This window comes from Variovorax sp. 38R, assembly GCF_014843395.1.
Classification (GTDB): Bacteria; Pseudomonadota; Gammaproteobacteria; order Burkholderiales; family Burkholderiaceae_C; genus Variovorax; species Variovorax paradoxus_H.
Genome location: NZ_CP062121.1, coordinates 1,070,200 through 1,092,852 on the forward strand (window position 1 = coordinate 1,070,200; position 22,653 = coordinate 1,092,852).

The following is a 22,653-nucleotide window of genomic DNA, read 5'->3' on the forward strand; positions in this document are numbered from 1 at the left end:
GGGATTTCGGGGAGGCCGTTCGTCTTAGCCCATCGCGATTTTTGTGCAGACACCGGTGATCGCTCACCGCTCTGTCTGTGCAGAACTCCCGGAAAGTGGCTGGCCGCCCGGCAAGGTCGGACAGCCGAACCGCATCGATGCAACTTCGGCGAGAACTCACATGACCCCACGCGCACGCAACGGCAAGGCTCCCTCGAAACGCAGGCAGGAACGCGTGTTCCGGATGGCGCCCCTGGCTCGCGCCATTGCCATGACGCTGGCCGCCGGCGGTGTCATCGGCACGGCGCATGCCGGGCAGGCCTTCAGCCCGGCATGGTTCGCTGCGAAAGGGGCGGTGCAGAACACCGCCATGCAAACCGGCAAGCTGCCCAATGGCATGCCCGCATCCTCGTTGACCAGCCCGCTGGGCCAGCAGCAGCACAGCGCCAACGAGCAGTTGCAGCGCTCGATCCATAACCTGAATCAAGCCGCACGCGGGATCGCCGCCCAGCAGGCCGCGCAGGAGGCCGCCCGGCGTGCTGCGGGTGCTGCACCCTCCGATGTGCCCGAGGGCCTGGGCGAAGGCGGCTTGAAGGTCGACACCAACCGCCTCACCGCCGGCTGGCTCAACGCCAAGGACCCGACCCAGTCGACGAGCGGCGGCAAGACCACGGTGACCATCGAGCAGACCCATGACAAGGCGATCCTGAACTGGGAGACCTTCAACGTCGGGAAGCACACGACGGTGAAGTTCGACCAGCGCGCAGGCACCAACGCCAAGACCGGCACCAACGAATGGGTCGCGCTCAACCGCATCAACGACCCTCGCGGCCGGCCCAGCGAAATCGCCGGCCGCATCGAGGCCGAGGGCAGCGTCTACCTCATCAACCGCAACGGCATCGTCTTCACGGGAAACAGCCAGGTCAACGTGCGCAACCTCGTCGCCTCCAGCCTGAAGCTCAGCGACGAACAGTTCAAGGCCGGCATCAATGCGCGCCTGGGGGCGAAGCCGGGCGACCCCGGCTATTGGAGCGGGCTGGAGATCGCGATGGGGGTTCCCACGTTCGGCGAGAACCCCACCCGGATGCCGGAGGATTCGTCCGTCCTGTTCGATGACATGGGCCCGGCCTTCCATCCGGGCGCGGCCCCGGGCAAGGTCGAGGTGCAGGCGGGCGCGCAAATCACGGGCCAGGGCGGCCACGTGCTGCTGTTCGCACCCAAGGTCAGCAATGCCGGCCGCATCCTGACGCCGGGCGGTCAGACGCTGCTGGCTGCGGGTGAAAACGTCTGGCTGGAAGCCAAGGAGATCAGTCCCACCGTGCGCGGCTTCGATGCCGTCGCCTCGGCGGTGCGGCCCTGGGCCTTCCCGGCCAAATATGCGGTCAATCCGATGGCGGGCACTGCCTACCAGCAATATCTGATCGGACGCATCGTGTCCGACATCATGCCGCTGATGGAGCAGCGCGCGGCCGAGGTCGGCTACAGCGTGCTGAACACCGGCACCATCCAGGCAGACCACGGCGACATCACCATGGTGTCGCGCCAGATCGGCCAGAACGGCATCCTGCAGGCCAGCACGGCGCTGAACAATCGGGCGGGGTCCATCCGCCTGCGCGCCTGGGGCCAGGGCGTCTACAACATCGACAATTCCCTGGACTCCGCCGCCACTCACCTTGCGGCTTGGTCGGGCGGCTCGCTGACCCTGGGACCGGACAGCATCACCCAGGTCGTCAACGACTGGCGGGACCTCACCAAGATCGAAAGCGGTGCCATCGGCCAGCGTTACCAGCCCGGCCGCATCGAGCTGTACGGCAAAACCATCGACGTGCAGGCGCGCGCGCAGGTGACCGCGGCAGCGGGCCACATTGACATCCAGGCCCAGGCCAATCCCGCGGCCCTGATCCGCAACGCCCAGGTGGGCGACGGCAGCCGCATCCTCATCGGTGAAGACGCCACTATCAGCACCGCCGGCCTGCTGGAAATGCCGGTGGACATGGCCAGCAACTTCGTCGAGGCCGAACTGCGCATCAACGAGCTGCGCGACTCCCGCCGGCAGTCCGGCACCTGGCTGTACGGCAAAAAAGTCATCGTGGATCGGCGCAGGTCGGGCAGCTTCACCGGCCTGATGGCGGGCGTCGAATGGGTCACCGACGAGTCCGGCAAGCCGGTCAAGGGCGTCTGGGTCGGTACCCCGCTGGCGGACGTGACGGGCTGGGTGGGCAATGGCCTGATCACCTTGTCCGAACTGGCGGCGCGGGGTGGCGACATCACCGTCCGATCCAACGGCTCGGTGATCACGCGGCCCGGCTCCATCCTGGACGTGTCGGGCGGGTCGGTGCGCTACAGCGACGGCTGGAATACCGAAACCCTACTGCGCGGCGCGGACGGGCGCAGCTATCTCATGTCGTCCGCTCCGGCGGATATGACCTACGTGGGCATTGCCGGCCAGTACCAGCAGTCGCATGCGCGCTGGGGTGTCACGCAGACCTATGTCAATCCGCTGCTGTCGGGGCGGCGCTGGGAGCCGGGCTACGTGGAAGGCCGGCAGGCAGGTTCGATCGAGATCCTGGCCGGCAGCGCCTTCGTCCTCGAAGGCGAGTTCAGGGGTTCGGTGCAGCCGGGCGACCGCGCACAGCAGCAGGCCGACCTGCCCCGGGCCGGCCGCCTGACGCTGGGCTCCGACCGGGCGCAGGAGGGCATGTGGACCTTGGGCCAGGTCGTCATCAGCGACCGGCCCGCGCTGCTGCCGGCCGGTTTCGCGATCGACAGCCGGCTCGGAGAGGACGTCTTCCTCACCGAGCCCGAAGGGCAGTCCCCCGGCGCGGGCGCAGGGCCGCACCGCACCACCTGGCTGTCGGCCGCGGGGCTCAGCCGTTCCGGGCTGGGCACCATGGCGCTGAACCTGAGCGCCGGCTTCGCGCTCGAAGAAAACGCGGTGGTGAACCTGGCGCCGGGCGCGAGCTTCACGGCCGCGGTCTACGAGGGCCAGGGCAATCCCGGCAATTTCGACATCCAGGGCAGCCTCATCGCACCGGGCGGCACCATCACCCTGAGCGGGGGCGGCGTCGCCGACAGCGTGCTGCGCCTGGGCGCACACAGCCTGCTGAGCGTCGCGGGCCAGTGGGTCAACGACACCGCCGGCGGCGTCACGCTGGGCCGCGCCATCCATGGTGGCGCCATCACGCTGGGCACGCCGGTGAAGGAGGGGCTGGGCACGGTGTACGGCAAGGTGGACGTGGCCGCCGGTGCGGTGCTGGACGTCTCCGGCGGAGGCTGGTTGCCCGGTGCCGCGTCAGGTCGCGGGGTCGGCAAGCCGCAGGCCGGCGACGGCGGCGCCCTGACCCTGATGGCCTTCGACAGCAAGGCGCTCGGTACGCTGGACCTGCGCGGCGGGTCGGGGGGCGATGCGTCCCGGCTCACCATCCGGGCCACGGGCGACGTGCAGGTGGGCGGCGCTGCGCCTGCCACCGCGGACACCCTTCACCTGCCCGAAACCCTGTTCGCCGAGCGCGGCTTCGGCACGATCGGCATCCGCTCGATCGGCGGGGACATCGTGGTCGCGGAAGGTGCCCGGACGCACATCCGGCCCACGGGTTGGGACCTGCCTGCGGCGGTGACGGCGTTGCGGGCGCTGCCCAGCGGAAGTTCGCTGGGCCAGGCACTGGCCCCGGTCGCGCTGGACGAACTGGGCGTACAGCGTCGCGCTGCGCGCGCGCCGGGCAGCTTGTCGCTGGCCACCGGCGCGTCCGGCGGGGGCATCCGCATCGACGCGGGCGCCACCATCCAAGTGGAACCCGGCGGCGCGGTGTCCCTGGACGCGGACGGCGCCGAGCAGCGCGCGTCCGTGGTCGTGGCCGGCCGTATCCTGGCGCCTGCGGGCACGCTGAACATCCGTGCCAAGAACACCCTGACGCTGGCCGACGGAGCCGAACTTCTGCTGCCCGGGGCGGCGCAGGTCTTTCGCGATCCCGCCACGCAGTTGCGCAAAGGCCAGGTGCTGCCGGGTGGCAAGGTCACGTTGACCGCCGGCACGCTGGACGCGCAGGCGGGCGCCCTGATCGACGTATCGGGCACGCGGGGTTCGGTGGACCACTGGATGCGCGACGCGGGTGCGCTCGGCCCGCTGCGTCGCGTGACGCAGGAATGGGGCAGTGACGGCGGCGAGGTGGCGATTGCGGCGTCGAACGGCGGCGCCATCAACGCCACGCTGCGCGCCCACGGTGGCAATGCCCAGGCGGCGGGCGGCTCCTTGTCCATCATGGACACCAGCGCGGCCAGCAGTGCGTCGGGGGACCTGGTGGCACCGGACATCGGCTCCTTCCTCTTCTACAAGAATCCGGCCGGAACCTACACGTTCGACGGAGAAAGATACTCGCGGATCATCGGCACCAGCGGCAACCTCGACGTGCACGACGAGTATGCCGGCGACGTGAAGATGGCGAGCGCCATGCGCACCGCGATCAACAGCGCGCTGCCGACGTCGGTTTCCAGCAGCAACGGGCTGATCATCGATGCGGGCCCGGCGATGGCCGCCGGACCGGGTGGGCACCTGGCACCGTGGGAATACAACACGGCCATCGACCAGAAGGTGGTGGACCTGCTCAACAAGTACTTCTGGAGCGGGACCGGAACGGCCCTGGGCCACAAGATCAATATCGGCAGCATCGGCACCACCGACGGCACCCTGCACGTCTCGGCGGCGGCGCTGCAAGGCACGGGCTTGTCGGCGGTCAACCTGCACTCCACGCAAGTGGGCGTGCAGGTCTCCGGTGGTGTGAACCTGAACATCAATGGGCGCTTGAGCATCACCGCACCGGTCATCCGCAGCGACGGCCAGGGCGGCGTGGCGCGCTTGCACGCCCACCATCTGCAACTGAACCCGTTGGCGGGCGCGGCCAGCACCGCCGCTACGAAGGTGGGCGAATTGATCCTGTCGGCCAGCCAGGCCATCGACATCGCGGGCAGCAGCGTGAAGGGCGGCAATGGCGAGGCGCAGTCCGTCAAGCTGCACGGTTTCGAACGCACGGTGCTGGAAACCGGCGACCTGCGCTTCGTGGCGGGCGCCTACAGTGAAGGCGGCACCGATTACGACGACGCCCAGCTCAGGTCCACGCTGGACGTGCCCGGCGCGCTGGAAATCAAGGCCGCGCAGATCTACCCGGCCACGGCCGTGACGGCGGAAATCAGGTCGGGCGAATCCATCACCGTGCGTGGCAACGGCACGGCCTCCGCGCCGCTGTCGGCCGGCGGCAGCCTGACGCTGACCGCCCCGGCCATCGCGCAGCATGGCGTGCTGCGCGCGCCCTTCGGGCAGATCGCGCTGAACGCCGGCGAGCGCCTGGTGCTGGGCGCGGACAGCCTGACCTCGGTGTCTGGCGCCGGCCTGGACGTGCTCTATGGCAGCCTGCGCAACGCCGAGTACTGGCTAGACCCGGCCAACCCCTCGGGCCGCAATCGCGCCAACGGCGGTGATGCCAACCCGCTGGACGAGAACCGCTACCTCTCTTCCCTCCCTGAAAAGCGCGTGTCGCTGCAAGCGCCGGACGTGGCCATGGCCGCGGGCGCAGTGGTGGACATCGCGGGCGGCGGTGAACTGCACGCCTGGGAACACGTGCCCGGCTCGGGCGGCTCGCACGACGTGCTGACGCTGCCGGGCATGTACGCGGTGCTGCCGGGCTACCAGGGCCTGTCGCCCGTGGCGGGCGGCGCGGCGGGCCGGCAGGTCTGGCTGGCCGGCGGTGGCCTGGCTGCCGGCTGGTATACGTTGCTGCCGGCACGCTATGCGCTGCTGCCCGGCGCCTTTGCAGTGCAGAGCGCGGACTTGGCTTTGCCGGGCTGGGATGCATCCGGCGCCAAGGTGGTCGGCCTGCGCGACGGCTCGGCGATCGTGGGCGGGCGCACGCGGGACACGACCAGCGGTGCGCAGGATATCGCCGTCTCGGGCTGGCGCGTGCTGCCCGGCGCCCTGGTGCGCCAGGTCAGCGAATACAACGAAGCCCGGGGCAATGTCTTCTTTGGGTCGGATGCGTTCAAGCTGACGCAATACCGTCTGACGGGCCAGGACGTCGTGACCCCGCGTCTGCCGCGCGACGGCGGCGCGGTGGTGTTCAAGGCCACCCACGCTTTGACGCTGGACGGCGAACTGCGCGCCCAGCCCGACGCGGGCGGACGCGGCAGCCTGGTGGACATCGCCGCCGCCAAGATCGCCATCGTCGGGGCGGGGCAGCACGACAGCGACCTGCGGGCCGACGGCTACCTGGTCGTGGATGCCGGCAGCCTGACGCGCTTCGGTGCGGGCAGCCTGCTGGTGGGCGGCACGCGCACGGGCGATGCGCGGGGCCTGCAGCTGGACGTGGCCGCCAGCGCCGTGGTGCTGCGCAACACGGCGGGTACTGCGTTGAGCGGCCCGGAAGTGATTCTGGCCGCGACGAATCAGGTGTCGGTCGAGTCGGGCAGCGTGCTGCGCGCGGACGGCCGGGCGTCGGGCGAAGAGGTGAACCTGGTGCTCAAACCGCAGGTGGCGGCCGTTTGGAGCGACAACAACACGCCGAACGACACCGGCGACGACCACATCACGACACCTTCCAGAGATTGGGGCGCGCTGGTGCGCGTGAGCAGCGGCAAGGCCGTGCGGGCACTGCGCGAGAACGTGGACACCGCGGTCGGCGGGCAAGTGCGCATCGGCGCCGACGCGCTGCTGCAGGGCGGCGCGGCATTGCTGATCGACGCCACCCACACCACCGAGATGGCGGCCGGCGCGCAGTTGTCGGGCACGGCCTTGTCGGTGGCCGCGGGCCGCATCGGCATCGGTGGCGGCAGCGGCGGTCTGGTGCTGGACGACGACGCGCTGGCGCAGCTGTCGCGCACCCAGGCGCTGACGCTGCACAGCTACGGCAGCCTGGACTTCCATCGCGCGCTGGACATGCGCGGCCTGGCGCAGGTGGTGTTCGACGCCGCGGCCCTGCAAGGCCATGGCGCCGGCACCGTGCAGGTGCAGGCTTCGCACCTGACCCTGCAAAACACCGGCGCGCCGTCGACCGGTACCGGTGCGGGCGGCGGCCGCCTCGAACTGACGGCAGACGAACTGGTGCTGGGCGAAGGCGACAAGACCCTGTCCGGCTTCGATCGCGTGTTGCTGTCGGCCAGCCGGCGCATCGTCGGCGAAGGCACTGGCGGCCTGGATGCCGGTACGGCCACTCTGACACTGCGCGCTCCGGCGCTGCAAGGGCTGTCCGGCTCGGACCAGACGCTGCACACGCAGAGCGCGTTGGTACTGGAACAAGCGGGGACCGCGCTGGACACGGCCGCGTTGGACGAACTCGGCCGCGCGAGCCTCGGCGCGCGCCTGAGCCTGTCGGGCCAGGGCGTGACCCTGGCGCTGCCGGTGCTGACGTTGGGCGGCAGCATCGCGGTCGATGCCGGCACGGGCGACCTGAGACTGACCGGCTCCGGCAGCCTGCGCGCCGGCGGCCTGGAAAAAACCATCCACGACGTGGCGCGCTACGTGGACGCCGGCCAGATCAGCCTGGCGACCCGGGGTGGCTTGATCGATCTGGCTGCGGGCAGCCTGCTGGACGTGTCCGCCCATCCGGGCGGCGGCGATGCCGGCAGCCTGACCGTGGATGCGTCGGCCGGCGGACGCGTGAATTTCGGCGGCGCGCTGCAGGCACAGGCCGGCGGCAACGGCAACGGCAACGGCAACGGCGGCCGCTTCGCGCTCGCCATCGACCAACTGGCCGACTTCGGCGCGCTGGCGCAAACGCTCAACGACACGGGGTTCAGCCAATCGCGCCGGTTCCGGGTTCGCCAGGGCGACCTGACCCTCGCGGGCACCACGCGCGTGGCCGACTTCGAAGTCATCACCGACCAGGGCATGATCACCATCGACGGCGCGGCGCGCATCGAGGCCGATGCCGCGTACGGCGGCAGCATCCGCCTGGTGGGCGGCGGCGGGCTGACGATGCAGCCCGGCGCGATGCTGGCCGCTCGCGCCACCGACGCCATCGATGGCCTGGGCAGCAGTCGCATCGACCTGGAGGCCGTCGACGGCCAGCTGCACCTGGCCGGCGGCACGCTGGACCTGAGCGGAGGCGAAGGCGGCAAGCTGCGGCTGCGGGCACAGCGCACGGCAGGCAACGACGGCCTGAACGTCACGGCGCTGGACGCCGTCGTGCAGGGGGCGCGTTCCGCGGTGCTGGAAGGCGTGCGTCGCCATGCCAGCGCAGATGGCACGGTGGAATCCGTGGCGCCGCAGGCGATCAGCGAGGCCAACGCCTTTGCCGGCAGCACAGGCATCCTGCAGCGGCTGGGCGGCAATGCCGCGGGCTACACGCTGGCGGCGGGAATCGAGATCGCCAGTGCGGGCGACCTGACGCTCGGCAGCGACTGGAACCTGTTCGACAGCTTCGGCGCGGCCCACCGCGCCGGCACGCTGACACTGCGCGCCGGCGGCAACCTGAACATCAATGGCCACCTGAGCGACGGCTTCGACATGGCTGGCCGCGACAACGGTGCCGGCCAGGCAGCGCGACTGCAGCAGGCGAACTCGTGGAACCTGCGCCTGGTGTCGGGCGCGGACCTTGGTTCCGTCGATGCGCTGGCCACTCGGGCGTTGGGCGCGCTGGCGACCGATGCCGGCACGATCCGCGTGGGCACGGCCGACACCGAACCGGGCGCCGGCGGCGCCGGCAAGCTGGTGCGCACCGGAAGCGGCGACCTGACGGTGCGCGCCGGGCGCGACCTGGTGCTGGCGCACAAGGACTCGGCGCTCTACACGGCCGGCCGGGCCGAGGCCGACCCCACGCTGGGCGGGCGATTCAGCACCGCCAGCGTCGACGCCCAGTACGGCGCGCAAGGTGGCCACGTGGACATCGCGGCGCAAGGCAATGTGCGGGCACCCACCGCGCAGGGTTCGCGTTCGGACCAGATACTGACCGAATGGCTGTTCCGCCAGGGGCGCTATGGGGGCGAGTCCGACAATCCCACGGGCTACTACGATCCGTACAACGTCGGCCCTTCCTGGGCGCCCGTCATGTCCGCACAAGGCCAGCAGCCGAGCTGGTGGGTGAACTACGCCACCTTCCAGCAGGGCCTGGGCGCCCTGGGCGGCGGCAACCTGCGGCTTTCGGCCGGAGGTGATCTGGTCAACCTGGTGGTGGCATTGCCCAGCACCATGCGGGTGACGAACGGGCGTTCCGCCGGCGATGCCGAAGCCGCCATCGTGACCCGCAACGGCGGGCAGCTGCAGGTGACGGCGGGCGGCACCCTGAAGGCCGGCCAGTACTACGTGGGCCGCGGCGCGGGCGAGATCGAAGCCGGTGCGAGCGCCGCCGGCTATGTCCTGACCGGCACCTCGAGCGGTTGGCCCTATGCGGCCTATGCCTACGACATCGCGCCCGTGCTGGCGCTGTCGGACGCCACACTCAAGCTGAAGACGCTCGGTGACCTGACCCTGCAGACCGTGGTCGATCCCATGGCCATCCGCCGTGCCTACATCGATCAGGCCGACAGGGAGGTCGATGGCGGTGCGAGCCACGGGATGTTCATGAACAGCTACACCGGGCGCAGTGCGGTCACGCTGGTGTCCGCCGGTGGCAATGTGCACCTGGTGAACCAGTCGGAATACGTCGCCGGCAATGACGCGGGCAACACCACCGGGCTGGCAAGCGGCGTCACCGACACCAAGCTCCAGACGGACATGGTGGGCCTGTACCCTGCCAAAGTGAGCGTCTCGGCCCTGGGCGGCAGCATCGATGTCGGCGGCCTGCTCGCCATGGCGCCGGCGAACACCAGCGATCTGTCGCTGCTGGCGGCGCAGGACCTGCGCTTCCTGCGCGGCAACAGCCTGCTGAATACGGGCGCCATCGTCATGGCCCAGAGCACGCTGGCCCGATGGCCGTCGATCTTGCGTCCGTGGACGGGCCTCACGACGATGCTGGACGGCACCTCGGCGTTCGGCGCGCCGCTGAAGTCGGTCTACGCCGGCTTCTCGGTGAACAACACGTTCCTGACGAACAGCCTCAATGGCGCGGAACTGTTCGACAACCCCGATGCACTGCCCATGCAGGCGCACGACTTCACGCCCAGCCGCCTGTACGCCGGCGATGGTTCCATCACCGACCTGAACCTGATCGCGTCGGAATCGGTGCACGTGCAGGCCGGCACCGACATCCGCAACTTCGAGTTGAGCGCGCGCAACCTGCGCGCCACGGACACCACCCTGATGGCTGCGGGCAACGACATCCTGGCGGTCGCGAACAGGCCTTTGACGCACCGTTACACGCCCTACACCGGCAGCGCAGAGGCGTATCACTACGACAGGGGCAGCCGCGTCGCGCTGCAAGGGCCGGGAGAGTTGCTGCTGCTGGCCGGGCGCGACATCCAGGGCAACAACTTCTCCCTGTACACCAACGCCAACCGCTATTGGGAGTACGTTTCGGCCAAGCCGCACGGCGAGGAAACGAACATCATCAAGGCCCTGCCTGGCGAAGGTGCCGACATCACGCTGATGGCCGGCATGAACCAAGCCGCCAGCTACGAGGCCTTCGAACAGGCCTACCTGAATCCGGCCAACGTGGCCGCGATGCCGGACTACCTGAAGACCACGCTGGCCGACGGTACGCTGGTGCCGCTGTACCTGACCGATGGCTCGCAAACGCGCGGGACCCTCGAGAAGATCACCCGGCGCGGGCTGGTGTCGTTCGTGGAGGGCATGACCGGGGAAAAGGCGCTGTCGCCGCAGCAGTCCTGGGAGCACTACCGGCAGTTGCCGGCGCTCGCGCGCCAGCAGTTCCTGCGCCAGGTGTTCACCTACGAACTGCGTGAAGGCGGTCGCGACCAGAACCTGACCGATGCGCAGGAACAGCCGCTCAACGGCGGCTACCAGCGGGGCTACGCGGCCATCGACACCCTGTTCCGGAACGGGCATGCGCAGGAGCGGCCTGTGCGCTATGCGCAGGACATTCCGCGCGACTGGCAAAGCGACTGGGCCGGCCGGGGCGGCATTGCCGCCACGCGCATGGCAGTGCGCACGCACCAGGGCGGCGACATCAACGTGTTCACGCCCGGCGGGGGCCTGCAGGTGGCCGCGCTCGGTGCGGCCGTGCCCGAGGGCTACGGTCTCGTGACGCTGGCTTCGCCCGGCCAGGTCAACGTCTTCGCCGAGCAGGACATCGTCGTCAACCGCTCGCGCCTGCTGTCCTTCGTGTCGAAGGCGAACCCGTTGGGCAGCGACCAGATGCTGTGGGCGACGCTGGGCGACATCGACGCCGGCCGCGGCGCCAAGACCGTGCGCGTGGCGCAGGCACCGGAAACCACCGCGGACCCGGACGGCAACATCATGGTGCAGGAAAAGCTGGACATGAGCGGCAGCGGCATCGGCACCGTGGGCGAGGGCGACGTGGACCTGGTGGCGCCCAAGGGCACCATCAACGCCGGCGACGCCGGCATCCGCGTTGCCAGCAACCTCAACATCGCCGCGCTGCAGGTGTTCAATGCGGACAACATCCAAGTCGAAGGCGAATCGACGGGCCTGCCGGTGGTGGCCGCGGTGAACATCGGCGCGCTGACCAACGCCAGCGCCGCGGCGAGTTCGGCGGCCATGGCGGCGCAGGATGCGATGCAGCGCGAACGGGCATCGGCTCGGCAGAACCTGCCCTCGGTCTTCACCGTGCGAGTGCTGGGGTTCGGCAATGAACGGCTGGAGCGGGACGATTCGAACAAGCCGGCAGCGCCTGCGTCGGGGTTGCAGTCCGGCGTCCCTCGATATGACGCCTCGAACCTGGTACAGCTCGTCGGCAATGGTCAGCACTTCGACCCGCGCCAATTGGGCCGCCTGACCGCGGACGAGCGACGCCTGTTGCAGCAGGACCGCTAGGCCAACCCACCGAAATCGCGTTTCTCACCTGTTCCCCGCACTGGCGGCAAGCCGGCTGGGGAACCCGTTGCTCAGGATCCGCCATGAACGCATTCCACCCCGCTTCTGCCCCTGCCGCCGTTGCACCCGCGCTGCGCTGGCGTCGCACCGACGCGCCGGTGCCGAACGCGCGGCGTCCTGCACACGATCACCGAGGCCACACCCTCGCGGACCTGGGGGCGTGGCACTGCCCTGCACTGCTCACGGCGATGGAGGCGGTTGCGCCCGAGGCCCCCGCCGAAAACCACGGCGCTGTTCTGCGCGAGTTCCTTGCCGCGAACTACACCCGCCTGCGCCAGCGCCTGCAGCGCCACCTGGGCTGCCCCGACCTGGCCAGCGACTGCCTGCACGATGCCTGGCTGAGGTTGGGGGAGATGACCGTGTCCGAGCCCGTGCAAAGCCCCGAAGCCTACGTCTACCGCGTCGCCTGCAACCTCGCCATGGACCGCCTACGCAGCAACCGCCCCTGGCAATACGCCACCGACGTGGCGTCCGAACTGGAGGCGCTGGCCGATCACTCCCCCGGCCCCGATCTCATCGCCGAAGCCCGCTCCGACCTGCAAGCCTTCGAACGCGCCATGGAGCGCCTGCCGCGCCGCCACCGTTCGGCGCTGATCGGGCTTCGCATCGAGGAGAAGAGCCGCCAGGAGGTGGCCGACTGGCTGCGCATCTCGCTGCGCAGCGTGGACACCGCGTTGTGCCAGGCGCTGGACTACTGCGCCGAACACATGGGTCAAGAGGTATCCACCGGCGTGCGCACCGCTCGGCGTTCCCTGCGTGTGATGCCGAAGCCGACACCGAAGCCGACGGGCGCCTGAACCGCATGCCATCGCAACGGCTGTGGGCATCCGAGCGCAGCTTGATCGATGGCCCGCCGTGAACCGGGAGGAAGCCTTCAGCGCCGAACAGAACGCCCGCCTGGTCAAGAACGCCGAGGCTTACTACCGCTCGATGTACCTGAGCGATGTGTCGTCATGGAACCTGCGCGATCGGCACATGGCCGAGACGCTGGACGAACTCGAACGCCACCTCGGATGGCGCGGCGCGCGCCCCCGGATCGTGGTGTGGGCCCACAACTCCCATCTGGGCGACGCGCGCGCCACCGAGATGGGCGGGCGCCGCGACGAACTCAACGTGGGCCAGCTGATGCGCGAACGCCATGGCCGCGATGCGGTGCTGGTCGGCTTCACCACGCACGCCGGCACCGTGACGGCCGCGTCCGATTGGGGCGCCGCCGCCGAGCGCAAGCGGGTCGTGCCGTCGCGCGCCGACAGCTACGAGGGCCTCCTGCATGCGACAGGCATCGACCGGTTCATGCTGCCGCTGCGCGGCGCAGGCAGCCACCTTGCGGCGCTGCAGGAATCGCGGCTGGAGCGCGCGATCGGCGTCATCTACCGTCCCGAAACCGAACGCCAGAGCCATTACTTTTCGCCGAGTTGCCCGCGCAGTTCGACGCGGTGTTCCACTTCGACGCGTCACGTGCGGTGGCGCCGCTCGAGCGCGAAGCCGGATGGACGGACGCCGAGGCGCCCGAGACCTACCCCTTCGGCATGTAGTCGCGCTACACCGCGCCCACACTGCCCGTCACAGGTAGCACCACACCGGTGATGTAGCTCGCGCAGCTCGGCGCCGCGAGGAACACATAGGCGGGCGACAGCTCCTCGGGCTGGGCCGGGCGCTTCATGTCGGTGTGCTTGCCGAAGTCCTTCACTTCTTCCGCGGGACGGTCCGCCGGATTCAGCGGCGTCCACACCGGGCCCGGTGCCACAGCGTTCACGCGGATGCCACGTTCGAGCAGGTTGCTGGCGAGCGACTTGGTGAAGGCGTGGATCGCGCCCTTGGTGGCCGAGTAGTCCAGCAGCTGCGCGCTGCCTTCGAGGCCCGTCACCGACCCGGTGTTGATGATCGAGCTGCCGCGCCCCAGGTGCGGAACGGCGGCGCGCGCCATGAGGAAGTAGCCAGCGATGTTGGTGCGCAGCGTGAGGTCGAGGCGCTCGTCGCTGATGTCCTCGATCGATGCCGCATGCAGCTGGAACGCCGCGTTGTTGACCAGGATGTCGAGCTTGCCGAAGGCCGCGATGGTGGCGTCCACCGCTTGCCGGCAGAAGGCTGGGTCGCGCACGTCGCCGCTGATCGTGAGGCAGCGCGCGCCCTCGGCTTCAACGTGGCGCCGCGTCTCTTCGGCGTCCTCCTGTTCGTCGTCGAGGTGGACGATGGCCACGTCGGCGCCTTCGCGCGCATAGAGCACGGCCACCGCGCGGCCGATGCCCGAATCGCCGCCGGTGACCAGCGCGCTCATGCCCTCGAGCTTGCCGCTGCCGACGTAGTCGGGCGCTTCGAAGCGCGGGCGCAGCGCCATCTCGGCTTCCAGGCCCGGCTTGGTCAGGTGCTGCTCGGGCATCGGGTTGGCCGGCAGCGGCCGATGGCCAGCCTGCACCGGCGCTTTCTTCTTGCTCTCAGATTCGGGTTGCGTGGCGCGGTCCTTGGCGTCCTGGCTGCTCTGCACGGCGCGATGGCGCGCGGTGACAGCGGCGGTCTTGCCGGTTTTTCTCGGCGTGGCTGTGGCGGTGGATTTCATGGCGGCTCCTGCGGTCTGGCGTTCGACATTGCGTTCGAATAGCCACCGTAAAACGCTGCGCCGTCACATGCGTAGGAAAGCGTCCCGACCGCGCGCCCGTGGAATCCGAAGCCGCGCACGGCCCGGCCGATCAATCCAAGGTGTCGAAGAGCCGGAAGATCCACGACAGCTGGTACGCCAGCGTGCCCGCGACGAAGGCCGTGTGAAAGCGCGGGTTGGCGGAGCGGGCCGCCGCGATGCACAGGCCCACGAGGATGGGCGTGCGAATGAGGTACTCCATCGCAAAGCGGGCGAAGTGCGCCTCGCCCTTGATCAGCGTGTCGACCACGTCGAGCAGGTAGGTGGCGGCCAGCAAGCCGAAGAACCATGCGCGGCGGGCGTAGAAGTAGTCCTGGTAGCTCGCGTAGTCCTGCATGCTGTCGGGAAAGAGCAGCGCGCACAGCAGGAACAGAAGAATCGCGTAGCTGACGATGAAGGCGTAGGTGCCGAAGGTCCAGCTGTCGATCTGGTACAGGCCGAACTCCCACCACCAGAAATGCACCAGCGCCAGCAGCACCGAGGCGACCCAGGCCAGGTGCACGGCATAGAGCCGGTACTGCGTCGGGTGCTGCACGATGCGCGCCACGCCCGACAGCAGCCGGGTGACGCCCAGGCCGATGACCATGCCCATCACGACACGGATGTGCGGAAAGATGTCGTGGGCCGAGATGGCTTCTTGCTGCATTCGAGAGTGCCCCGATCGAATGAATGAATGGGCCTCCAGTCTAGGACGCTTGCGCGCCCGCCGTCACCCCGGCCGCGTCAGACCTCCGCCCCCTCGACCAGGAAGCGCAGCCGGCGCACGCCCTGCCACTCGTCCGCATCGAGCCGGAAGGCCAGCTTCACGCGCGGCGGCAGCGGCTCGGTGTGGCTGAACCAGATCGCATCGATCGGCTGGCCCTGGTGCTTGAGCTTGAGCGCCAGGTGCTTTTCGCCCACCAGCCGCTGCGACACCACCTCGACCTCCTCGCTGAAGGTGGGCGGCGCGAAGCCCTGGCCCCAGACCTCGCGGTGCAGCGTGTCGACGAGGTCGATGCGCATGTACTCGCGGGCGATCGGTCCGTCGGTCTCGATCTGGCGCGTGAGCGCGGCTTCGGCCAGCCATTCGCCCGCGACCTGCGCCAGCGCGCGTTCGAAGACCGGAAAGTGCTCGCGCGCCACGGTGCAGCCCGCGGCCATCGCGTGGCCGCCGAAGCGCAGCAACACGCCTGGGTGGCGCTTGGCCACGAGGTCGAGCGCGTCGCGCAGGTGAAAGCCCGGAATCGAGCGGCCCGAGCCCTTCAGCTCCTGCTCCTTGCCGGGCGCCGCGCTGGCCGCGAACACGAAGGTCGGGCGATGAAAACGGTCCTTGATGCGCGAGGCGACGATGCCCACCACGCCTTCGTGGAAGTCGGCGCCGAACACGCTGATGGCCGGCGGTGGTGCGTCGACGCCTTCGCCGTCGGCCGCGAACAGCGACTCGGCCAGCAGCAGCGCCTGGTCGCGCATGCCGCCTTCGATGTCGCGCCGCTCGCGGTTGATGCCGTCGAGCATGCGCGCGAGTTCGTCGGCACGGCCCGCGTCGTCGGTCAGCAGGCATTCGATGCCCAGCGTCATGTCGGCCAGCCGGCCGGCCGCGTTGATACGCGGGCCGAGGGCAAAGCCGAAATCGAAGGTGGTCGCGGCCGAGGCGGTGCGGCCCGCGGCCTTGAACAGCGCCGCCACGCCGGCCGGCATCGCGCCCGCGCGGATGCGGCGCAGGCCCTGCGCCACGAGGCGGCGGTTGTTGGCGTCGAGCTTCACCACGTCGGCCACGGTGCCGAGCGCGACCAGCGGCAGCAGCGCATCGAGCTTGGGCTGCGTGGCGGTGTCGAACACGCCGCGCGTGCGCAGTTCGGAGCGCAGCGCGAGCAGCACGTAGAACATCACGCCGACACCGGCGATGCTCTTGCTTTCGAACTCGCAGCCGGGCTGGTTGGGGTTGACCATCACGTCGGCCAGCGGCAGTTCGGGGCCGGGCAGGTGGTGGTCGGTCACCAGCACCTGCAGGCCGCGCGCCTTGGCAGCGGCCACGCCCTCGACGCTGGCGATGCCGTTGTCGACGGTGATCAGCATGTCGGCGCCGGCGTTGGCCACGCGCTCGGCAATCGGCGGCGTCAGGCCGTAGCCGTCGACCACGCGGTCGGGCACGAGGTAGCTCACGTGCTTGGCGCCCAGCAGGCGCAGGCCGCGCACGCCGACCGCGCAGGCGGTGGCGCCGTCGCAGTCGTAGTCGGCGACGATGCACAGGCGCTTGTCCTGTGCGATGGCGTCGGCCAGCAGCATGGCGGCTTCGCGCGTGCCGCGCAGCGTGTCGGGCAGCAGCAGGCGCGCGAGGCCGTCGTCGAGCTCGTCCTTGCCGCGCACACCGCGTGCGGCAAAGAGGCGCGCCAGCAGCGGATGCACGCCGGCTTGTTCCAGCGCCCAGACGGTGCGCGGGGGGATGTCTCGAGCGATGATTTTCACAGGGCCTCCAGCACGCTGGCGGCGCGTGTGCGATCGAACAAACTCTTGGCCCAGCGGGCCAGGCCGCGCTGTTGCACGGTGTAGCGCTGCGCGGCGCGGTCGCCGCACAGCGTGAGCGCCACGTCGGCGCCGCGGGTGTAGTCGCTCAGCAGGCTGGCGATGGCGCCGGCGTCCAGGGCCTGCCAGGCAGCAGCCCAGCCGGCGCCGTCGTCGCGCAATGAGGCGATGCGCAGGGCGTCGCTGACTTCGGGCGCCGGGCCAGCGAGCGCGACGTCTTGCGTCAGCGCGCCGGTGCCGCTGAGCCAGAACGAGTTGATGGGCGGCACGCCGCGCGCGGTGCGCTCGTCGTTCACGCGCTGCGTGTACAGCAGCATCTGCATCTCGTTCTGCAGGCGGCGCAGCGGCCGCGACGCGTCGCCCAGCGGCGACCACTTCGAAATCGGGTCACCCACGGCGCGGTCGATGGAGGCGGTGGCCAGCCCGTCGAAGATGGGCGCGCGGGCGAGCCAGCGGCCCGGCGTGCCGGAGGGGTACAGCGCGATGCCGTCTTCCTCGAAGAACGGCTGTGCTACGGCCAGCAGGGCCGTCGATTCGTCAGCGTCGATCTCGATGGCGGACGGATCGCCCAGTGCCACGTCGTCGATGCTGACCTGCCAGTTGCACAGCGTCACCAGGCCCCAGGCCTCGTGGTCGCCGGGCGCGGCCAGGCCGGTCTGGCGGGCTTCGAGCGCGGCCCAGGGAATGCAGCCGTCGTCGGCGGCGGGCAGGCCGAGCGCGCGGGCCAGCGCGCGTTCGTGCGGTGGGGAGCGGGTGCTGTCGTCCTGCGTGTCGGTGTCGGCGAGCGTCAGGCGCAGCAGCAGGGTTTCGAGGTTCGGCAGCCGCAGGGTCGCGAGCGCCGCGCGGCAAGCCGGGGAACCGCGGCCGGCAAAGGGAATCAACAGATGACGTGGGAGAGGTTCGGCCATTTCCCTATTGTCCGGGATGCCACAATTCCACCGTATGACCTACCCCCTCGCCCCTCACCCCGTGTATTTGCCGCCCCCCGCGGGTGCGCCCATGCCCCTTGAGGCCACGGGGCGGGGCTTCTGATGCGATTCCCTTATGAACTGCAGCTCGGCTGGCGCTACACGCGCGCAGGCCGTGCCACGCGACGCAACGGCTTCATCTCCTTCATTTCCGGCGTGTCGATGCTCGGCATCGCGCTGGGCGTGGCGGCGCTGATCATCGTGCTCAGCGTGATGAACGGCTTTCAGAAGGAAGTGCGCGACCGCATGCTCAGCGTGGTGTCGCACATCGAGATCTTCTCGCGCGACGGCCAGGCCTTGCAGGACATCGACGCCATCATGGCCGACGCCCGCAAGAACCCCGAGGTGATCGGCGCAGCGCCTTTCATCAACACGCAGGCACTCATCGCGCGCGGCGAAGACATGAAGGGCGCCATCGTGCGCGGCATCGATCCCGCACTCGAGCCCGAGGTCACCGACACCGGCAGCATCGCCAAGGGCGGCACCTTCGACAAGCTGGTGCCCGGCGAGTTCGGCATCGTGCTGGGCGTCGAGCTGGCGCGATCGATGTTTGTGCAGCCCGGCGACCAAGTCACGCTGGTGGCGCCGGGCGGACAGGTCACGCCGGCCGGCGTGGTGCCGCGCCTGAAGCAGTTCACCGTGGTCGGCGTGTTCGACTCGGGCCACTACGAGTACGACTCGGCGCTGGCGATGGTGCACGAGAAAGACGCGGCCAAGGTGTTCCGCCTCGAAGGCCCGACCGGCATCCGCCTCAAGCTGCATGACCTGCACGAAGCGCGCGACGTGGCCGACCAGCTCGCCGTCACGCTGCCGGGGCAGTTCCTCATCCGCGACTGGACGCGCCAGAACAAGACCTGGTTCGCGGCCGTGCAGGTCGAGAAACGCATGATGTTCATCATCCTCACGCTGATCGTCGCGGTGGCGGCCTTCAACCTCGTCTCCACGCTGGTGATGACCGTGACCGACAAGCGCGCCGACATCGCCATCCTGCGCACGCTGGGCAGTTCGCCGCGCAGCATCATGGCCATCTTCGTGGTGCAGGGCGCCATGGTGGGCGTGATCGGCACCGTGGGCGGCCTGCTGCTGGGGCTGGGCATTGCCTACAACATCGACGTGATCGTGCCCTTCCTGGAGCAGCTCTTCCACGCCAGCTTCCTGCCCAAGGACATCTACCTGATCAGCAAGATGCCGAGCGACCCGCAGCAAAGCGACATCATGCCGATCGCGATCATTTCCCTCATCCTGGCCTTCCTGGCCACGCTGTATCCGAGCTGGCGCGCCAGCCGCGTCAATCCCGCCGAGGCCCTGCGCTATGAGTGATGTTGTCCTGAAGGCCCGCGGCCTCACCAAGCGCTTTCACGAAGGCCGCATCGACCTCACCGTGCTGCACGGTGTCGACCTCGACGTGCACGCCGGGGAAACGCTGGCCATCGTCGGCGCGTCCGGCTCCGGCAAGAGCACGCTGCTGCACCTGATGGGCGGGCTCGACGCGCCCACCGCGGGCAAGGTCGAACTGCTCGGCAAGGACATTGCGCATGCCGATGCCGCCGAGCAGGGCCGCTTGCGCAACCATCACCTGGGCTTCGTCTACCAGTTCCATCACCTGCTGCCCGAGTTCAGCGCGCTCGACAACGTCGCGATGCCGTTGAAGATCCGCCGCGTCGAGGCCGGCGAAGCATCGCAGGCCGCCGCAAAGATCCTCGCGAGCGTGGGTCTTGGCGAACGCCTGCACCACCGGCCGGCCGAGCTGTCGGGCGGCGAGCGCCAGCGCGTGGCGATTGCACGCGCACTGGTCACGAAGCCCGCCTGCGTGCTGGCCGACGAACCCACCGGCAACCTCGACCGCAGCACCGCCGATGCCGTGTTCGCGCTGATGCTCGACCTTGCGCACCGGCACGGCACGGCCTTCGTGATGGTCACGCACGACCAGGACCTGGCCAAGCGCTGCGACCGCGTGCTGCAGTTGGTGGCGGGGCGGCTGGCGGGCTGAGCGTTGGTCAGCCGCTCGAGGGGAGGCCTCGGGCTTCCCGCGGCACACGGGATGCGCGCCACGCGCCGAGGCGTACGAAAGTCTGACGTTGCAACGAGACCGTCACACGCCGGTGACAGCATGCAAGTTTCCCGACTGGCGTGCATTCCTTGCCGACTCGACTTTTCTCCCTGCCATGGCTTTCGCATCCTCACGGCGGGCGTGACGATGCGCGCGGCATCGTCGCGCCTCGGGGGTGAGCGACGTGCACCTTGGGTTCGCGGGCGCCACAGGCCGCAGCGTCGCACTCTGCGCGCTCGCGCTGTCCTGGGCGGCCGGCACGGCCTGCGCGACCGACGGACCTGCATCGCCGCTGCGTGAGGGCGAGGCCCCGGCCGGCGCGTTGCCCCGCACGGGTGACGCAGCACTGGATTTCGACATTCCCTCGCTTCCCTTGGCCGATGCGCTCAAGCGCTATGCCGCTGTCACGCGGCAGCCTGCACTCTTTCGCAGCGAAATCCTGGCCGAGCTGACGTCCTCTGCGGTGCGCGGGCTTTACGCCCCCGACGCCGCGCTTGACCTGTTGCTGGAGGGCACGGGCCTGGTGGCCGAAAAGGTCCGCACGGGTTCGGCCGTCACGCTCGCGCTGAGGCCGGCGCAGGCTCGGGCGGAGGCCCCGCGCGCGGCCAGCCTTGGAAGCCTCGCGGGTTACCCCAGCCTGCTGCAGGCGCGGGTCTGGGACGCGTTGTGCGACAACGCGCGCACGCGGCCGGGAACGTACCGGTCCTTGCTGCGCTTCGAGGTGGACGAGGCGGGCCAGCTGCGCCGGCCGCGCCTGCTCGGCCTGACCGGCGACGCGGCCCGGGACGCCGAGATGCTGGAGGTTCTGCGGGGCGTGCGCCTTGCGCATGCGCCGCCGCCAGACCTGCCGCAGCCTTTGACCTTGCTCATCCTGCCCACCGATGCGCGCGGCGGAACGCGCTGCCGCGAGGCGGCCGGCCGCGCGCCGTCCTGATCCAGCATGGCCGAAGACGTCCGCCCCGTGCTCATGGACTACCTGTCCAGGCACTACGACGCCCTCAAGCGCCAGCTGGGCCGCGCGTTGCGCAATGCAGACCTGGCCGAGGACGCGCTGCACGACACCTGGCTGCGCGTGAACGACCAGGGCGGAAGCGAACAGGAACCGATCCAGCGGCCGGGCGGCTACCTCGTGCGCATGGCGTTCAACATCGCGCTGGACATCCAGCGTCGCCAGAGCCGCAACCTGCCGTTCGACGAGATCGACGCGCTGATGGAACTGGCCGACACGGCGCCCGGTCCGGCCCGGATCGCCGAAGCGCGCTCGCAGCTGGACGCCGTGGTCAAGCTGCTGGACCGCATGCCGGCGCGGCGGCGCGAGGTCGTCGTGCTCGTGCACATGGACGGACTGACGCAGCCCGAAGTGGCCCGGCGGCTGGACATTTCCCTGCGCACCGTCGAATACGAACTCAAGCATGCGCACGACTACCTGAGTGCCCGGATGGCCCATGACAAAAAATAGTTGCGGGATCGGCGCGGCCCGTTCGTCGTACGCAGTGAAACATCGAATCACCCAGGTCCTCGCAGCGGGCCGCGGCCCCGAAGAAGGGCCGCGGCCGTGATGCACGACCCCCTGACGGCCCCCGCCGACGATCCCGCCCTCGCGGCCGACACGACGCGGCACGAGGCCTGGGAGTGGCTGCGCCTGTTTCATTCGGGTGCCGTCAAGCCGCAGGACGCCCAGCGTTTCAAGCACTGGCTGGCGCGCAGCCCGGCGCACGCGTCGGTCTTCAGGGAGGCCAGGGCGCAATGGGCCGTGCTCGGTCCGGCCTCTGCCGGCGTGCTTCGCGGCAATGCCGATGCGGCGGCGTTTCATGCGCGGCATCTGGCCAGGCCGGTGCTCGCGCGCCGCGCCTTCCTCGGTGCGGCAGCGGGCACGGCGGCCATGGCCGGCGTGGCGGGCGTGGCGCTGTTCCATCCGCCCGCGGGCTTGTGGCCCGCGCCGGCGGGGTGGGGTGCCGACTACCGCACCGCCACCGGCGAGCAGTTGGAAGTGGGCCTCACCGAGCGGGTGCAGGTCACGCTGAACACCCAGACCCGCATCCGGCGCCGCACGGTGGACGGCCGGACGACCGGCGTCGACCTGCTCGAGGGCGAGGCCGCGTTCGATCTGTCGTCCGGCAGCGGCGCGCGGCCCTTCGGCGTCGTGGCCGGGGCCGGCCGCAGCCTGGCCGAGTCGGGGCGTTTCGAGGTCCGCTACCTGGACGCCAAGGTGTGCGTGACCTGCATCGAAGGCGCGGTGCGCGTGGAGCACCCCGCGGGCGCGCGCGAGCTGCGCGCGCGCCAGCAGACGGTGTACGACGGCACGTCGGTGAGCAGCGTGGCGCTGATCGGCGCCGCCAACCTGTCGGCCTGGCGCAAGGGCGAGCTGGTGTTCACGCAGGCCCGGTTGTCCGACGTGCTCGACGAGATCAACCGCTACCGGCGCGGCCGCGTCGTGCTGATGAACACGGCCGCGCGCAGCCGCCTAGTCACCGGCAGCTTCTACATCGCATCGCTCGACCTGGCGCTCGCGCAGCTGCAGCATGCCTTCGATCTCGACGCCCGTTCGTTGCCGGGCGGGTTGACCGTTCTCAGCTGAATCGGA

At 69.9% G+C, this 22,653-nt stretch carries 12 protein-coding genes; 8 read left to right on the forward strand and 4 right to left on the reverse strand.

The genetic code is table 11. The features are described 5' to 3' along the window. Window positions 1-160: 160 nt before the first annotated feature. The 3 genes from IG196_RS04800 to IG196_RS04810 all read left to right on the forward strand — a co-directional run bounded on the left by IG196_RS04800 (window position 161) and on the right by IG196_RS04810 (window position 13,501). Entirely contained in the window at window positions 161-11,854 is an 11,694-nt protein-coding gene (locus IG196_RS04800) for a filamentous haemagglutinin family protein (protein ID WP_192195238.1), read from the forward strand. A gap of 83 nt (window positions 11,855-11,937) precedes the next feature. Then, entirely contained in the window at window positions 11,938-12,711 is a 774-nt protein-coding gene (locus IG196_RS04805) for an RNA polymerase sigma factor (protein ID WP_192195239.1), read from the forward strand. Between the two features lie 58 nt (window positions 12,712-12,769). Then, window positions 12,770-13,501 carry an erythromycin esterase family protein gene (locus IG196_RS04810; protein WP_263864229.1) on the forward strand — a complete coding sequence of 244 codons (732 nt, stop codon included), beginning with the start codon at window positions 12,770-12,772 and terminating at the stop codon, window positions 13,499-13,501. On the opposite strand, the gene IG196_RS04815 is transcribed toward IG196_RS04810, so the two are convergent. The 4 genes from IG196_RS04815 to IG196_RS04830 form a co-directional block, all read right to left on the reverse strand. Then, a complete protein-coding gene (locus tag IG196_RS04815) occupies window positions 13,455-14,471 on the reverse strand; it encodes an SDR family oxidoreductase (RefSeq protein ID WP_192195240.1) in 1,017 nt (338 codons plus the stop codon). The two genes, IG196_RS04810 and IG196_RS04815, sit on opposite strands and share 47 nt — an antisense overlap. 130 nt (window positions 14,472-14,601) lie before the next feature. Next, on the reverse strand, window positions 14,602-15,195 hold the full coding sequence (locus IG196_RS04820) for a hypothetical protein (RefSeq protein WP_101490946.1): 594 nt from the start codon (window positions 15,193-15,195) through the stop codon (window positions 14,602-14,604). A gap of 77 nt (window positions 15,196-15,272) precedes the next feature. Then, window positions 15,273-16,994 carry a single-stranded-DNA-specific exonuclease RecJ gene (recJ, locus tag IG196_RS04825; RefSeq protein ID WP_101490945.1) on the reverse strand — a complete coding sequence of 574 codons (1,722 nt, stop codon included), beginning with the start codon at window positions 16,992-16,994 and terminating at the stop codon, window positions 15,273-15,275. Then, complete coding sequence (locus tag IG196_RS04830) at window positions 16,991-17,959, reverse strand: hypothetical protein (protein WP_192195241.1); 969 nt, start codon at window positions 17,957-17,959, stop codon at window positions 16,991-16,993. The genes recJ and IG196_RS04830 overlap by 4 nt, the downstream gene beginning before the upstream one ends. Window positions 17,960-18,082: 123 nt before the next feature. Between IG196_RS04830 and IG196_RS04835 the strand changes: the two genes are divergently transcribed. The 5 genes from IG196_RS04835 to IG196_RS04855 all read left to right on the forward strand — a co-directional run bounded on the left by IG196_RS04835 (window position 18,083) and on the right by IG196_RS04855 (window position 22,647). Further along, the gene (locus IG196_RS04835; RefSeq protein ID WP_101490943.1) at window positions 18,083-19,339 is read left to right on the forward strand and encodes a lipoprotein-releasing ABC transporter permease subunit; all 1,257 of its coding nucleotides are present in this window, start codon (window positions 18,083-18,085) and stop codon (window positions 19,337-19,339) included. Continuing rightward, window positions 19,332-20,009 (forward strand): lipoprotein-releasing ABC transporter ATP-binding protein LolD, encoded by a 678-nt coding sequence (gene lolD / locus IG196_RS04840; RefSeq protein ID WP_101490942.1) that lies wholly within the window; start codon window positions 19,332-19,334, stop codon window positions 20,007-20,009. The genes IG196_RS04835 and lolD overlap by 8 nt, the downstream gene beginning before the upstream one ends. Before the next feature lie 235 nt (window positions 20,010-20,244). Continuing rightward, on the forward strand, window positions 20,245-21,003 hold the full coding sequence (locus IG196_RS04845; RefSeq protein ID WP_101490941.1) for an STN domain-containing protein: 759 nt from the start codon (window positions 20,245-20,247) through the stop codon (window positions 21,001-21,003). A 6-nt stretch (window positions 21,004-21,009) separates the two neighbouring features. Then, window positions 21,010-21,528 (forward strand): RNA polymerase sigma factor, encoded by a 519-nt coding sequence (locus IG196_RS04850; RefSeq protein WP_101490940.1) that lies wholly within the window; start codon window positions 21,010-21,012, stop codon window positions 21,526-21,528. A 99-nt stretch (window positions 21,529-21,627) separates the two neighbouring features. Further along, entirely contained in the window at window positions 21,628-22,647 is a 1,020-nt protein-coding gene (locus IG196_RS04855; protein WP_101490939.1) for a FecR family protein, read from the forward strand. Window positions 22,648-22,653 lie beyond the last annotated feature (6 nt).